Source organism: Moorena sp. SIO3I8 (assembly GCF_010692325.1).
GTDB lineage: Bacteria > Cyanobacteriota > Cyanobacteriia > Cyanobacteriales > Coleofasciculaceae > Moorena.
In genome coordinates, this window is record NZ_JAAHHW010000016.1 from 68,478 (window position 1) to 81,854 (window position 13,377).

Sequence of the window (13,377 nt, forward strand, 5' to 3'; positions counted from 1 at the left end):
GTACACAGGATTTTTTTCCACTTCCGACTTCCCTACTCCCTACTCCCTACTCCCTACTCCCTACTCCCTGTTCCCTTTGCTATAGTTGCTAGATTCCGATTATTGTAGAGACTCATTGCTTTTTCCACACCTTGCTTAAGAGACAGTTCAACCGCCTCAACTGCTAGTTGGACTACCTCAGACATTAACTGGGCTTCCTGGGGTGAAAATTTTCCTAGGACGTGGGAGATCGTGTCTGGCTTCTGACTGGATTTGCCGATGCCAATCCGCAGGCGAGGGAAGTTTTGCGTACCGAGATGGGCAATTGCGGATTTCATGCCATTGTGTCCTCCCGCTGAACCGGAAAGGCGTAGACGCAAACGCCCTACTGGTAAGTCCATATCATCATAAATGATCAGGACTGACTCAGGTTTTAGCTTGTACCAATCAGTCACCGCCCGAATTGCTTGTCCAGAGCGATTCATGTATGTAAGAGGCTTAAGCAAGCTGAGCTTATTTCCTTTTAGTCCAATTCCTTGACCAAACCATCCCTGAAAGCGGCGATGTTCGTTTCCTACAATCTGTAATCGACGTGCGATCGCATCGACCACTTCAAAACCGATATTGTGCCGGGTGTTATCGTACTTGGGTTCGGGATTACCTAAACCCACAATCAGTTTAGGAATTATACTCTGTCCGGTTGTTTCGATAGTGCTCATACTCAAAAATCGTTTTGGTCATGGGTAATGGGTAATGGGTAACCCATTACCTACGGTTTATGATCTAGATGTTTCCGGACATGATAACAGGGGAGTGGGGAATAGGGCGAAGGCGTGCAGGTATGGGTGCTGAACTTGACACGTCATACTTTACACGTTATATTTCACACGTTATATTTCACACGTTATACCTTTCCCCATCCCGGATTAACTACGCAGGATATTGAAATAACGATTCCAGATAGACACGAGCACAAGCCCGATAACTCTGGGATGTTTCTGGGGTCTTACCAATACCATTTTGGAGCAAAAACAGAGAAAGTGCTGCTGCGAAGACCCGGTCTTGGTCCCAGCTAGGATGGGTTTCTAGGTAGCGCTTGAGAGACTCGTGCAGGTCTTCGGGGATTTCTGCCAGGATACTTACAGTTGCGTTCATATTCACCTCTTCATATAAAGGTATTTTTGGAAAAAGCCACCTGATTTCAAGAACTTCAGATAACTGCCTTGGCCAAAAGAAAGCCAAGACAAGCTAGCACCGAAGCACTGAATTTTGATGCCACCCTTGCTTTAGTTCAGAACTATCCCCAAATAGGGTAGGGTAGTCCGTGCTAACCCCTGCTAGTGGGCGTAGGTTAGCTTAGAGCAAATTTTTTTATAGGTTGGTCGCACCATTTTCATCTGAAATGGGGTGGGTTTGTCAATGCTGCGAAATATTACAACTCTTGTTTAAATTCCGAAAGGTATACGAACTAATGAGGGTTTGAGGCGCTTTTTGGTTACATAACTTTACATAAACTGCGGTCTTAACTGCTGCGGAATACTAAGTCGGGAAAATCCCCAGTAAAACTGGAATACCTAATGCCACCGTTGAGGCTTGTGGAAAACTATGGGAAAACTGTGGAAAAGGTTGAAGCTCTGTGTGGAAACAGTGGGGAATCTGTGGGGGAAAGTTGGGACAAACGATAAGAATTCTTACAGTTTCGCGCTTCGGTGGAAAACTGGTGACAACAGATGGGGCAACTGTGGATTGTGACCCCTGATATATTAGTTAACTAAAACTAGTTAACTAAATTTAGCTAACTATTTAATTGACTCCTTAAGGAAGAAAGAGCAATGAAAAAAAATATAACCACTGACTAATTGCTTATAACATAATTATGTGGTATGTTCGGGTATATTGTCGCTACGCCACCTTAGAACCTCTTCACGAATTTGTTGTATGTCTTGATCAGAGATTCTGTCGATGTGAGACAAGACTAAACTCATGCGGCCTTGAGCCTTGAGTTGGTCACGGTGGCGGCAGAGAAAATCCCAGTACAAAAAATTAAAGGGACAGGCTCCCTCCCCAGTACGTTTCCGAGGATTGTAAGCACAACTGCTGCAGTAGTCGCTCATTTTATTGATGTAATTAGCTGATGCAGCGTAAGGTTTGGATGCTAGGATGCCGCCATCGGCAAATTGACCCATGCCAATGACATTGGTTTGCATCACCCAATCATAGGCATCAATAAAGGCTCCATGAAACCATTCTTCTATTGATTGAGGGGAAACTCCAACAATTAGAGCAAAATTGCTCAACACCATCAGTCGCTGAATGTGATGGGCGTAACCGGTTCGTTCAACCTGACTCAAAATTTGGAGTAAACAGTTCATGTCTGTTTTCTCGGCATGCCAGTAAAAGTCAGGTAGGGGCTGGGTGTGGTTGAACCAATTGCTTTGGGAGTAGTCAGGGTTCATATAGATATAAATGCCGTGCATATATTCCCGCCAACCCAGGACTTGACGAATAAATCCTTCTGTGCTGCTTAAGTCGAGTTGGTTTTGGTGATAAGCGTTCTCTACTGCTTTAATTACTTCTTCAGGTTGGAGTAAGCCGATATTGAGGTAAGGGGAAATTAGGGAGTGCCACATGGTATCTTCGTTGGTGACCATGGCATCTTGATAGGGACCAAAATTGGGTAGGCGATGGTGAATGAAAAAGTCTAATACTTGAAGAGCTTGATGGCGATTGACTGCCCAACGGAATGGTTCGGTTTTTCCGTAGGTGGGAAAGTTTTGAGCGTTAACGGAGTTGATCACTTCTTGGGTGATTGGGTCGGGTTCAAACCAAAGGGCGTCTGGTGGATTTAGATTACGTTTTGGGGGTTTACGATTTTGTTTATCGAAATTCCATTTCCCACCAATTGGCTTATTTCCTGCCATCAAACTATTAAATCGCTTGCGCCCGACCCGATAGAAGTTTTCCATAATCAGACGTTTTTGAGATTTCGCCCAGGTTTGAAAATCAGACTCGCTCCACAGAAAATGATTGTTGGGATTGACATCCTCCCGCCGCTAAATCATAGATTATAGCGGGGGATTCCTAAGACTCACGACTTAGGTTTCTGTTTCCTTCTCCCCTTTGGGGAGTTTTTCGCACCAGCCTTTCGAGATTTACTCTCTTTCGCCGTAGGCGACGCTACGCGAACGGGTCTTACGGTCGCTCCGCAGACTGAAACGGCAAGCCCTGCCGCCAAAATATTAGTTGATGCGTTAATATCACGATGCTCCGTAGGAGCCGCTACGCGAACGTGATGAGCGTTACAGAATGGGCAATCCCATTCCCGAATATTTAAAGGCAAAGAATCAACACGATTTAGACATACAGAACACAGCTTGCTACTAGGGAACCATCTGTCAATGGAAATAGCTTCACGATTATACCAGTCTGATTTGTATTTAATCTGACGAATTATTTCCGCCCAATTGGCATCATTGATAACTTGAGATAATTTGTGATTCTTAACCATGTTTTTAACAGCTAAATCCTCAAACACAATCAATTGGTTTTCTCGGACTAGTTGAGTAGTTAGCTTGTGAGTAAAATCTTTTCTAGTATTCTTAATTTTTGCGTGTATCCTGGCAACTTTTAACTTTGCCTTGTAACGATTGTTAGATCCTTTTTGTTTTCGCGACAAAGCTTTTTGGTACTTAGCTAATCTTTTCCTAAGTTTCTTAAAGTGTTTGGGATTAGCGATTTTGTCTCCGTCACTAGTTGTAATTAAACTAGAAATTCCTAGGTCAAAGCCAACTTGTTTATCCGTTGGTGGTAGACTCAAATCTCTGTAGTCATTAAACCTTATAGAGATATGCCAACGGCCAGATGGATCCAAAGTAACCGTAACAGTACTTGGGTTGCAGTTTTCAGGTAATTGACGACTCCAACGAATAGGTAAAGGTTCTTTACATTTGGCAAGATAGATTTTACCATCTTTCCATTTGAAAGCTGACTTAGTGAACTCTGCACTACCACCATTACGCTTTTTCTTGAAGTTAGGATACTTAGCACGACCTGCAAAGAAATTAGTGAAAGCAGTTTGGAGGTGTCTTAACCCTTGTTGAAGGGGCACAGAACTGACATCGCCCAAAAAAAACAAGTCATCTTGTTTTTTCCATCCTGTCAACATCAAAGAAGTTTCCTTGTAGCTTACACGTCGGGAGCGTTCATACCAACCTTTTGTCCTAGCATCTAAAGCTTTATTGTAAACAAGTCTTACACAGCCTAGAGTTCTCCTCAACAGAGTTTCCTGTTCAGGGGTTGGGTAAAAACGGTAACGGTAAGCTTTTTCGACCATATTTACTCCTTGAAGTACACTTACATTTTAAACTCTTATATGTAAGATGTCAAGTGGACGCAATTCATGAGGGGCTGTGTGCGGAACCTGCGTCCGCACTTTATACGCCCCGTCTCCCGCTAACCCTACGGGTATAACGTGAGTCTTCTTGCTCTTTTAGATAAAGGTAATTTGGCAAGTTAGTTTTAGGTTGCCAATTATTTCGGCCTGAAGGAGTGACAAACAGGCTTAAAAGCCTTACTGGGTGTGGGGTGTAGGGTGAGGGCGAACGGGGAATATCAGGAGCTGGTTACGTTGCGACGGGACGGTTTAATCAGGTTTCGGACCCAAGAAAATCCCTGGGCTCACTCCAAATTCCCTTCTATTTTCCCCACACCCCACACCCCACACCCCACACCCTGTCTAGTTTAATGCCTTGTTGTCACCCCCTCAGATTTCTGCAAAGGGTCGGTCATTGGGCGTCATTACCCGTAGTTCGGTAATCGTATTTTTGGTGACCCAGGCTTGGAGAGGCGTTTCAAAGTCGTCCGCTGTTTCATAGCTGACTAGCCAACCTTGCTGGCGTAATTCCTCAGCAAAGTGGCGCATGGCTGACCAAATGAATACCAGTTTTTGGCGGTGGTAGCGTCTTTGTTGGACGTAGCTTAGGGATTCAATCAGAATTACTGGCGTATTTTGATGGTTTTTTTGACAACTGTTTAGGGCTGATTGTTCATTCCAAAGTTGATCCCCTAGTACCCAAATCCCGATAGTCATTCTGGCTAATGCTTTTTACTGTATTGAGATCATACAATAACTTCAGGGATTTTTGTGTTGAGTTTTAGGAATTAGGGAATAGGGAGTAGGGATTAGGGAGTAGGGAGTAGGGAATAGGGAACAGGGAACAGGGAACAGGGAACATAAAAAAAAGGATTAATTATATTAATAATTAACTATTATTAAAGTATATTTATGTGGACATTGATCAGATATTAATAAAATTTACAGGCTCTAATTTTAGAGCCTAATTTAGCATAAATAATAATTGTTTTTTATAGGTTTTTTTAAAATTAATCAAATAATAGTTATAGCAATTATGTTTCCCATGAGGTAAAGGGCTCCCCCTAAATACCCCTTAAAAAGGGGGACTTTGAGGTTGTTCACTGTACCTCATACATGCAATAAACGCTATATATAGAGCAGCTATAAATTGGTTTATAACTACTCTATATAACTATTGTTTAGTTTTTGTAACCTAATGAGGTACACAGTTTTTTTCCCTATTCCCTGTTCCCTATTCCCTACTCCCTACTCCCTACTCCCTAATCCCTACTCCCTACTCCCTCACATCCAGAACGAAAGTACCTCACCAAATTACAAACCGCTATAAAAACTGCTAAATACTACATATCTCAAGGCGAGAGAAGAGAGATACGCCACCCATAAAAAAGGCGAAGTATGCCCAACCGGAAAAGAATCCGACATAGCTGACTGGTAGATGCCCCTGGGGAGCATTGAGGGTGAAGGGCAGGTCAACGTAATCTAGCCACTTTTCGTTGGTGTGCCATCCGAGTTGATCGCCAAAGCGACAGTAAGTTTCATAGTCATAATCGGCACCAGGAGTTACCTGCACACTCTCGGTCACTAAGCTCTGCCAGATTTGTTTCTGTACACTAAAGCCAAAGCGCCCATTGCTGTACTTTACCCAGAGGGTGTTGAGAGTATAGAGGTCTTTACAAGGAAACTTGTTGATATCTGGGATGTCAAGCCAGCCTTCTTCTTCTCGTCCTGCTGCTTTGAGCATAAGAGCGAGAGTTTCTTGATCTGCCTCTTGCCACTTTCTATGGATTAGTAAATCCTGTAATGGGCGGTAATCTACTCCTACATCAGAACTAAGGTCATCAACTTCACTCAAACAGATGAAATAATCGTCTTCAGTCAAGGGCTGTAACCATTCCTGCACTGACTGAGGACGGTCTTTTGGCTCTAAGGCCATGGCTTGAAGAATTACTTGATTTAAGCGATCGCTAATACTAGGAACCAGTTGGTTTGGTGGCACCAGGTCTTCACCGTCATACTTGCGGTAAATTGACTCGGTAGGATTTAGCCCAGTTACGGCATGGTAAAGTGAAGCGGCTAGAGAGTAGACATCCACCGTGGCGTGACGACTGCCTTGGTAGTATAGCTCGTAGGGTCGAAATGGTTTATTGTCAATATGGCTGGACACATTACTATCTCGGAGTATATCCCCAGGAATGCCAAAGTCAATCAATACCGGTTTGCCACTGTTCCTGACCACGATATTATGAGGGCTGATATCTAAATGCACTAGCCCTACTCCATGAATTAGATTCAAGGCTGACCCAATTTGAGTGATGTACTCTACTGCATCAGTTTCAGGTAATGGTCCTGTGCGTTGTACCAAATTCCACAAACTTTCCCCGGAAATAAAATCCATCACGAGGCAGTAGGTATCTCCTTCTTGAAACAAGTCTCTAACCGGCACCAGGGAATCCAGGTCAGCAGACAGTTGAGCCAGCAGTTGTCCTTGCTTGATAAATTCTTCGCCATAGTTGGGGTAGTCTGGAGCCAATCTCAGGCTTTCGTGTGGTGTTTTAATTACAACATCTTGATTAAGTAACTGATGGACTGCTTTGTAGGTAATTCCAAAAGCTCCACGTCCAAGAATTTTCTCGATCTTGTATTTACCACCATGTAACAGCTGTTGCTCTGACCAGACCATATAGATTAGTTGTTATTTATTTATAAGTCGTGTTTAGGTTTAGTAGATTTCCTCTGGCTCCTAGGGATATTATCAACTAGTTTAAGACACCCTCAATTCAAATAATATTGATAATACAATTACTTCTATAGCATTATTGAGTGAGTATTCAGCGAACAGCGATTAGCGCTACGCGCACGCTACTTGAGGTGCTATCAGCTTTTGAATAAAACAGGTAACCATTGGTTTAATCTGAGTTACGTTAGCTGAAGGCTGTTCGCGTAGCGTTAGCTAAAAGCTCACGGCTGAATGCTGACGGCTGAAGGCTTACATTATTTACATGCTATTAAATCTGATAATTAATTTTTTGAGGATTAATTTTCAGTACTCATATACTTTAGTATAATTTCTTCAGGTTTGCCATTTGCTACGCCATCAGGTGTTAGTCGTTAATTACTCTGTTAAGAGAAAAAAACCAGATATAGGAAGTAGGGAGTAGGGAGTAGGGAGTAGGGAGTAGGGAGTAGGGAACAGGCAAGAGGCAAGAGGCAAGAGGCAATAGGCAATAGGCAAGAGGCAATAGGCAATAGGCCATAGGCAATAGGCAATAGGCAATAGGCAATAGGCAAGAGGCAAGAGGCAATAGGCAATAGGCAATAGGCAATAGGCAAGAGGGAAAAAATCCTGTGTACCTGATTAGGGTAGAAAGCGCTATACCGCACCTGTAGAATGGGCATCTTGGTGGAACTGGCATCTTGGTGGAACTGGCATCTTGGTGGAACTGGCATCTTGGTGGAACTGGCATCTTGGTGGAACTGGCATCTTGCCAGTTATCAATATTTTCGAGCGGGCAGGATGCCCACTCTACTCCTATTAATTAGTTAATTCAGGAACGCCAAAGCTACTGACAAATGTGTTCGCGTAGCTTAACCTACGGTCAATCGCGTTTAGCTCAAGTCCGCAGAATTTTCCCCATTTACCGCTTTTCCCAACTCCCGATTGCCGACTCCCGACTCCCGACTCCCGACTCCCGATTCCCGAATCCCGACTCCTGATTCCCGACTCCCGAGCCATCTGTCTAGCCCTTCGCCATTAAGATAGGATTATCCAGACTAAAGATAACCACTTACATTAGCTATGGCGGAAGAAACCCAACCCTTACCTAACCCTGAGGAAGCCAATACTCCTTCTGATACATCAGCAGAGAAACCGGCGGCTAAGGCCCCTGCGGCCAAAAAGCCTGCTGAAAAATCAGAAGAGAAACCAGCGGCTAAGGCTCCTGCGGCCAAAAAGCCTGCGGCTACAGAGGCAAAAGCTAAAAAAGCCAAACCACCAGCAATTGAAAAGAAACCCTTTACTGAATTTGTGGAACAACATTATGTACCAGCCCTTAAGACTGCTTTTGCCAAACAAGGTATTGATGATGTAGATGTGACTTTTGCTAAACAGAAAATCCCGATTCCGAGTTTGAGTCAAATGGATGACTGTTGGCAAGTAATGGGTAGTTGGCAAAATGGTCAACGTAAATTTAACGTTTATTTCCTAGACGAAGATATTAAAAAACAAAAGGCTTTTTCGGCCTCAGCTAATGGTGTTCAACCTAGTACGATCGAATCTTTTATGATTGATGAACGGAGAGTTACTCTTGATCTAATGGTTCATTACACTATACAACGGCTAAATGCTCAGAAGTGGCTAATGTGGAATTAGTAAGTCTTGGCTAATGTTTAGGTAGATTTTAAGCTATCAGCTATCAGCTATCAGCTATCAGCTATCAACTATCAGCTATCAGCTGATCCGGGTAGCGTGGCCAACAGCCAAGGGATTTTCTCCAGACTTTCAAGTCTGTAAAATATGAAACTATTAAATTCGGCTTTGCTTAACAATGGAATGATTTGAAGAGTTTTGTGGAACGGGCATCTTGCCCGTTACAATTCCCGGGCAGGCAAGATGCCCACCCCACTCATATTCATTCCTTGATTCAGCAATGCCATTTTTTAGTAGTGCTGACTTAAGTGATGCCAACCTGAAGGGTGCAGACCTCACTGATGCCAACCTGAGTCGTGCTATTGTGGACAATACCCAATTCGGAGATAACTCAGGCATTGATGAATCCATCAAGCTTGACCTAATTGAACGAGGGGCAATGTTTGAGGATGTGCCAGGGGATAGCTCGGAAAGTGTTACCCCTAGTGAAATCCCGCAAACAAATGGGATCAATTGAAAGAATGCGATAGCATCAACCAAAAAACGCGATCGCTTAAAGCAAATAATGCGATCGCATTTTTTTTGTTTATGCGATCGCTTAAACCAGAAAATGGGCATTGCTAAATCTTGGGATCAATATCAGTGGGGTGGGCATCCTGCCTGCCTGGGAATATTGATCACCGGCAAGATGCCGGTTCCACGGTGAAATATTGATCACCGGCAAGATGCCGGTTCCACCAAGATGCCGGTTCCACAAAACTCTTCAAATCATTCCATTATTAAGCAATGCCAACGAATTAGTGTAGAGCGATCGCATAATCCAGCTATAGCAGTTCTCAATTAGGTGAGGTACACAAGTTGTGGATTTTAGGGAACAGGGAAAAAATCCTGTTCCCTATACTAGCGCTATAGTTTTATTTACCTTGAGACTTAGGTAGTGACAGTCCCAGATAGCCTCCAAGACCTATTTTTGCCATATCCATAAACGTGGGGCGGTATTGTTCATCAATTACCGCTAGGGTAAGTGACCCCCCAAGTAATATGGAGATAATAGTAGCTTGAACCATCTCTTTGATTGTCAGAGTTTTATGAGCCATAGGTTTTTGTTGTAACTGGTACGCTTGACTGCTACTTTTAATGGTTACCCACAAAAACCGAACCCTTGACTGTCCAATGGATTAGTTGCTAACATGTTTTGGGTTTTGTTTGATTGTTTTGTGACTGAGTTGTGATTGCGCTAAAGGTTATGGCGCTGGCAGCAGGGAATAGGAAACTTTGGCTCAGGGAATTATTGAGTTTGGTCATTTAGGGCTGCATCGCTTACTATCTTGAATTTTTAAACACTATTCAAGCTATTACTATAGTTATAAAAAATTCGCCAGACTATGAAAGAAGCTAGCCAAGTAAAAAAAAAACTAACTATTACTGCCTCGTCAAAAGGTATAGAGAAAGCTGAAAAAGCTTTAATCAGGCTAGAATTTGAGTCTAAAAGTAACTTAGCAAAATCACAACTTATAGGTCGCAGTACAGTAACAAAGTTTTTTCAATCTAAACCAATTCAGCTGGATTCCTTTAAACGGATATGCCAGGCTCTGAAACTAGACTGGAGAGAAATCGCGGGAATAGCGGAAGAAAAGCGATCAGAACCCCTAACCATCAGAAATGATGGTAGTAGCTCAGAGCTGGTGGAGGGGGTGGAGCAAGGGCAAGCACCTAGGCGCAAAGTGACTGTAATCGATAGACAAAGTGAAACCATTAAAGCTTCTATTGTCTTAGAAGGGGATATCGATTCAGTTGAAAATTTAAAATTTATTCAATCTATTTTACGAGACTATTCAGGATACAGTATAAACATTATTGATATTAAACCAGGCAGCATCCGATTAATTATAGAGGGTTCTCCAGAGGATATCGAACGGCTTAGATCTCGGATAGAATCAGGAGAAATCAACGAATTAAGCGGTTTTCCTGTTCAAGATATTGAAATTTTGAGGGAAAGGTCAGAGGATGATCAAAAATGGCGTCTAGTGGAAGAGATTGTTAGCCGTGGAGCTGTGGGTCGAGACTTAAACGGTGTTGACCTGAGTGATGCTGACCTCAGTTATGCCAACCTGATTGGTGCCGACCTCAGTGAAGCTGACCTCAGTAGTGCTGACTTGATTCGTGCTAATCTAAAGGATGACAACCTGATTTTTGCCGACCTGAGTGAAGCGGATCTCAGTGAAGCGGATCTCAGTGAAGCCTACCTGAGTGGTGCCTACCTCAGTAGTGCCAACCTAAGTAATGCCTACCTGAGGGGTACTTACCTGATTTATGCCGACCTCAGTGAAGCTGACCTCAGTAGTGCTGACCTTAGTGATGCCAAGCTTAGTCATGCTATCGTGAACAATGCCCGATTTGGAGATAACTCAGGAATTGATGAATCGATGAAACGTGACCTAATTGAACGAGGCGCAATTTTTGAGGATTTGCCAGGGGATAGCTCTGAAATTTTAACCCCTAGCAAAAGATAGGAATGACTGAAATTAGGGAGTGCTGATAATTTTTGGGAATCCCGTAAGCTTCAATCAAAAAATGCGATCAAAGGAAAGAATGCGATTGACCTATGGTCACGCTACGCGATCGCTTACAAATACTCAATACCCCCAACCATTTCTTCTAGAGTAGATAGCCTTTATAATAGTAAGGATGTAAACAATATTTTTTACCGATTCCCGATTCCCGATTCCCGATTACCTAAGCATTTAGCTATTAGCCAATAGCTAAATGCTTACCTAAAAAAAAGGGGGAGTCGCAACGGTTCCCCCTTGACAATCCCGATTTTTAGGTCAAAACTATAAAGATGATAACGAAAAAGGTAATAACTTGATTGTTAAATAACTTTATTAAATAATTCTTTTAGTTAAGTTATGTAACAGCTTTCACCGTTCAGGTTTGCTTAAGCTTTCAGGTTTGCTTAAGGATTCAGGTTTAAGCTACGGCAGGGGCAAAATGTAATAAAACTTTAAATTACGTTGTAACTCTTAACCTAAACAGGCGTTTGAGATCACCAATACCCTGGTAAACTCAGAAAGCAATATATAGCAGCAATATATAGCAATCGTTATTGATTGGTGAAACTGACCCTGGGGCAAGGTGTTTCCTTGTGTTCCCTGTGTGGGGAATCTTTCTGGTTTCACGAGCTGATCCCGATTGCTAGATCATTGTCATTGGTTTGGGCTTGGGTTGAGTGACCCGGATCTGTCCACACCAGGCCACCGAGAATGGTAAGCAACTATAACAAGCAAGCAAGAGCTTAAGATGGTAGATTCCCTTAAAAAACCTGATTTTGATGAAATCCGACCCGGTATAAAGGTACCGGCGAAGGACACGATCCTAACTCCCCGGTTCTACACTACTGACTTTGAAGCAATGGCGAAGATGGACCTCTCGCCTAATCAGGATGAACTGGAAGCCATCCTGGAAGAGTTTCGAGCTGATTACAATCGTCACCATTTTGTCCGGGATGAGGAGTTTAATCAATCCTGGGATCACATTGATGGGGAAAAACGCCGGTTATTTGTTGAATTTCTGGAACGTTCCTGTACAGCGGAATTCTCTGGTTTCTTGCTCTATAAGGAATTGGGACGGCGCTTAAAGCATAAAAATCCTGTGCTGGCAGAGTGCTTTACCCTGATGTCTCGTGATGAAGCACGTCATTCGGGATTCCTGAACAAGGCTATGTCAGATTTCAATCTACAGCTGGATTTGGGATTCCTGACTAAGAGCAAGAAGTACACCTTCTTTCAGCCGAAGTTTATTTTCTACGCTACCTATCTGTCTGAGAAGATTGGCTATTGGCGCTACATTACTATCTATCGCCATTTAGAAGCCCATCCTGAAGACCGAATCTATCCAATTTTCCGGTTCTTTGAAAACTGGTGTCAGGATGAAAACCGTCATGGGGATTTCTTTGATGCGATCATGAGAGCCCAGCCGAATACGCTGAATGATTGGCAGGCTAAGCTTTGGTCGAGATTCTTCTTGCTGTCGGTGTTTGCCACTATGTATCTGAATGATGTTCAGCGGTATGGATTTTATGCCTCCATTGGTTTAGATGCTCGTGAATATGATAAGCATGTGATTGAGAAGACTAACGACACCTCAGGACGGGTCTTCCCAGTTATTCTGGATGTAGACCATCCGGAATTTTATGAGCGTCTGGAGATTTGTGTCCGGAATAATGATAAGCTAAGAGCGATCGCTAATTCAAATACGCCTAAGTTCTTGCAAATATTCCAGAAGTTGCCACTCTACATGTCTAATGCCTGGCAGCTCCTAAAATTGTACCTGATTAAGCCGATTGATATGACGGCTAAACATGGTTCTATGATCTAAAGTTTGCTCCGCTAACTGTTAGCTTCGTTTTTGTGGTGATTCTACATTAGGTAGGATCACTTTTTTTTGATTTACCCTGGGAGTCGGGAATCGGGAATCGGGAATCGGGAATCGGGAATCGGGTTGTAAGTGCTGTAAGTTTGGGGAGATAGGGAGATGGGGAGATAGGGAGATGGGGAGATGGGGAGATGGGGGAGATTTTTAGTAAGGGTAATTATAGCGTTTCTAATACTTAACCTGTTGTGCATTTAAATTGAATATTATTCCGTTATAAAACAAA

At 43.0% G+C, this 13,377-nt stretch carries 15 protein-coding genes and 1 pseudogene; 7 read left to right on the top strand and 9 right to left on the bottom strand.

All coding sequences use genetic code 11. The annotated features are described in order from the left end of the window. Positions 1-53 precede the first annotated feature (53 nt). The 5 genes and pseudogenes from pth to F6K51_RS08750 all read right to left on the bottom strand — a co-directional run bounded on the left by pth (position 54) and on the right by F6K51_RS08750 (position 5,068). Complete coding sequence (gene pth, locus F6K51_RS08730; protein WP_293019618.1) at positions 54-698, bottom strand: aminoacyl-tRNA hydrolase; 645 nt, start codon at positions 696-698, stop codon at positions 54-56. Between the two features lie 211 nt (positions 699-909). Further along, complete coding sequence (locus tag F6K51_RS08735; RefSeq protein WP_070391159.1) at positions 910-1,134, bottom strand: DUF2811 domain-containing protein; 225 nt, start codon at positions 1,132-1,134, stop codon at positions 910-912. A gap of 719 nt (positions 1,135-1,853) precedes the next feature. Next, positions 1,854-3,005, bottom strand: a pseudogene (locus F6K51_RS08740) (cryptochrome/photolyase family protein); the annotation flags it as partial. A 62-nt stretch (positions 3,006-3,067) separates the two neighbouring features. Further along, a complete protein-coding gene (locus tag F6K51_RS08745; protein WP_293019621.1) occupies positions 3,068-4,312 on the bottom strand; it encodes a transposase in 1,245 nt (414 codons plus the stop codon). Positions 4,313-4,741: 429 nt separating this feature from the next. After that, positions 4,742-5,068 carry a cryptochrome/photolyase family protein gene (locus F6K51_RS08750; protein WP_293019622.1) on the bottom strand — a complete coding sequence of 109 codons (327 nt, stop codon included), beginning with the start codon at positions 5,066-5,068 and terminating at the stop codon, positions 4,742-4,744. Positions 5,069-5,549: 481 nt separating this feature from the next. Between F6K51_RS08750 and F6K51_RS08755 the strand changes: the two genes are divergently transcribed. Then, positions 5,550-5,681: a hypothetical protein gene (locus tag F6K51_RS08755; RefSeq protein WP_293019624.1), complete on the top strand. Its 132-nt coding sequence runs from the start codon at positions 5,550-5,552 to the stop codon at positions 5,679-5,681. A gap of 6 nt (positions 5,682-5,687) precedes the next feature. On the opposite strand, the gene F6K51_RS08760 is transcribed toward F6K51_RS08755, so the two are convergent. Together F6K51_RS08760 and F6K51_RS08765 are read right to left on the bottom strand one after the other, a co-directional pair. Next, positions 5,688-7,034 carry a serine/threonine-protein kinase gene (locus F6K51_RS08760; RefSeq protein ID WP_293019626.1) on the bottom strand — a complete coding sequence of 449 codons (1,347 nt, stop codon included), beginning with the start codon at positions 7,032-7,034 and terminating at the stop codon, positions 5,688-5,690. A gap of 440 nt (positions 7,035-7,474) precedes the next feature. Further along, positions 7,475-7,750 (bottom strand): hypothetical protein, encoded by a 276-nt coding sequence (locus F6K51_RS08765; RefSeq protein ID WP_293019628.1) that lies wholly within the window; start codon positions 7,748-7,750, stop codon positions 7,475-7,477. 4 nt (positions 7,751-7,754) lie between these two features. Here F6K51_RS08765 and F6K51_RS08770 point away from each other — a divergent pair, with 4 nt between their 5' ends. The 4 genes from F6K51_RS08770 to F6K51_RS08785 all read left to right on the top strand — a co-directional run bounded on the left by F6K51_RS08770 (position 7,755) and on the right by F6K51_RS08785 (position 9,237). Further along, entirely contained in the window at positions 7,755-7,898 is a 144-nt protein-coding gene (locus F6K51_RS08770; protein ID WP_293019630.1) for a hypothetical protein, read from the top strand. 26 nt (positions 7,899-7,924) lie between these two features. Continuing rightward, positions 7,925-8,068, top strand: a complete 144-nt coding sequence (locus tag F6K51_RS08775; protein WP_293019632.1) for a hypothetical protein — start codon at positions 7,925-7,927, stop codon at positions 8,066-8,068. An 82-nt stretch (positions 8,069-8,150) separates the two neighbouring features. Continuing rightward, complete coding sequence (locus tag F6K51_RS08780) at positions 8,151-8,723, top strand: DUF2996 domain-containing protein (RefSeq protein WP_293019634.1); 573 nt, start codon at positions 8,151-8,153, stop codon at positions 8,721-8,723. Positions 8,724-9,000: 277 nt separating this feature from the next. Next, positions 9,001-9,237: a pentapeptide repeat-containing protein gene (locus F6K51_RS08785; RefSeq protein WP_293019636.1), complete on the top strand. Its 237-nt coding sequence runs from the start codon at positions 9,001-9,003 to the stop codon at positions 9,235-9,237. Between the two features lie 397 nt (positions 9,238-9,634). Here F6K51_RS08785 and F6K51_RS08790 read toward each other — a convergent pair whose 3' ends face one another. After that, a complete protein-coding gene (locus F6K51_RS08790) occupies positions 9,635-9,817 on the bottom strand; it encodes a hypothetical protein (protein WP_293019638.1) in 183 nt (60 codons plus the stop codon). Positions 9,818-10,105: 288 nt separating this feature from the next. On the opposite strand from F6K51_RS08790, the gene F6K51_RS08795 reads away from it, so the two are divergent. Beyond that, entirely contained in the window at positions 10,106-11,233 is a 1,128-nt protein-coding gene (locus tag F6K51_RS08795; protein ID WP_293019640.1) for a pentapeptide repeat-containing protein, read from the top strand. Positions 11,234-12,020: 787 nt separating this feature from the next. Next, a complete protein-coding gene (gene acsF / locus F6K51_RS08800) occupies positions 12,021-13,097 on the top strand; it encodes a magnesium-protoporphyrin IX monomethyl ester (oxidative) cyclase (RefSeq protein WP_293019642.1) in 1,077 nt (358 codons plus the stop codon). Positions 13,098-13,168: 71 nt separating this feature from the next. On the opposite strand, the gene F6K51_RS08805 is transcribed toward acsF, so the two are convergent. Next, entirely contained in the window at positions 13,169-13,345 is a 177-nt protein-coding gene (locus tag F6K51_RS08805; RefSeq protein WP_158069405.1) for a hypothetical protein, read from the bottom strand. Positions 13,346-13,377 lie beyond the last annotated feature (32 nt).

Excerpts from the sequence above, each read along its gene's own strand:
- acsF (WP_293019642.1), top strand. The coding sequence starts at position 12,021 with ATGGTAGATTCCCTTAAAAAACCTGATTTTGATGAAATCCGACCCGGT.
- pth (WP_293019618.1), bottom strand. The coding sequence starts at position 698 with ATGAGCACTATCGAAACAACCGGACAGAGTATAATTCCTAAACTGATT.
- F6K51_RS08760 (WP_293019626.1), bottom strand. The coding sequence starts at position 7,034 with ATGGTCTGGTCAGAGCAACAGCTGTTACATGGTGGTAAATACAAGATC.
- F6K51_RS08750 (WP_293019622.1), bottom strand. The coding sequence starts at position 5,068 with ATGACTATCGGGATTTGGGTACTAGGGGATCAACTTTGGAATGAACAA.
- F6K51_RS08755 (WP_293019624.1), top strand. The coding sequence starts at position 5,550 with ATGAGGTACACAGTTTTTTTCCCTATTCCCTGTTCCCTATTCCCTACT.
- F6K51_RS08745 (WP_293019621.1), bottom strand. The coding sequence starts at position 4,312 with ATGGTCGAAAAAGCTTACCGTTACCGTTTTTACCCAACCCCTGAACAG.
- F6K51_RS08775 (WP_293019632.1), top strand. The coding sequence starts at position 7,925 with ATGTGTTCGCGTAGCTTAACCTACGGTCAATCGCGTTTAGCTCAAGTC.
- F6K51_RS08785 (WP_293019636.1), top strand. The coding sequence starts at position 9,001 with ATGCCATTTTTTAGTAGTGCTGACTTAAGTGATGCCAACCTGAAGGGT.
- F6K51_RS08780 (WP_293019634.1), top strand. The coding sequence starts at position 8,151 with ATGGCGGAAGAAACCCAACCCTTACCTAACCCTGAGGAAGCCAATACT.
- F6K51_RS08790 (WP_293019638.1), bottom strand. The coding sequence starts at position 9,817 with ATGGCTCATAAAACTCTGACAATCAAAGAGATGGTTCAAGCTACTATT.
- F6K51_RS08805 (WP_158069405.1), bottom strand. The coding sequence starts at position 13,345 with ATGCACAACAGGTTAAGTATTAGAAACGCTATAATTACCCTTACTAAA.
- F6K51_RS08765 (WP_293019628.1), bottom strand. The coding sequence starts at position 7,750 with ATGCCCATTCTACAGGTGCGGTATAGCGCTTTCTACCCTAATCAGGTA.
- F6K51_RS08735 (WP_070391159.1), bottom strand. The coding sequence starts at position 1,134 with ATGAACGCAACTGTAAGTATCCTGGCAGAAATCCCCGAAGACCTGCAC.
- F6K51_RS08795 (WP_293019640.1), top strand. The coding sequence starts at position 10,106 with ATGAAAGAAGCTAGCCAAGTAAAAAAAAAACTAACTATTACTGCCTCG.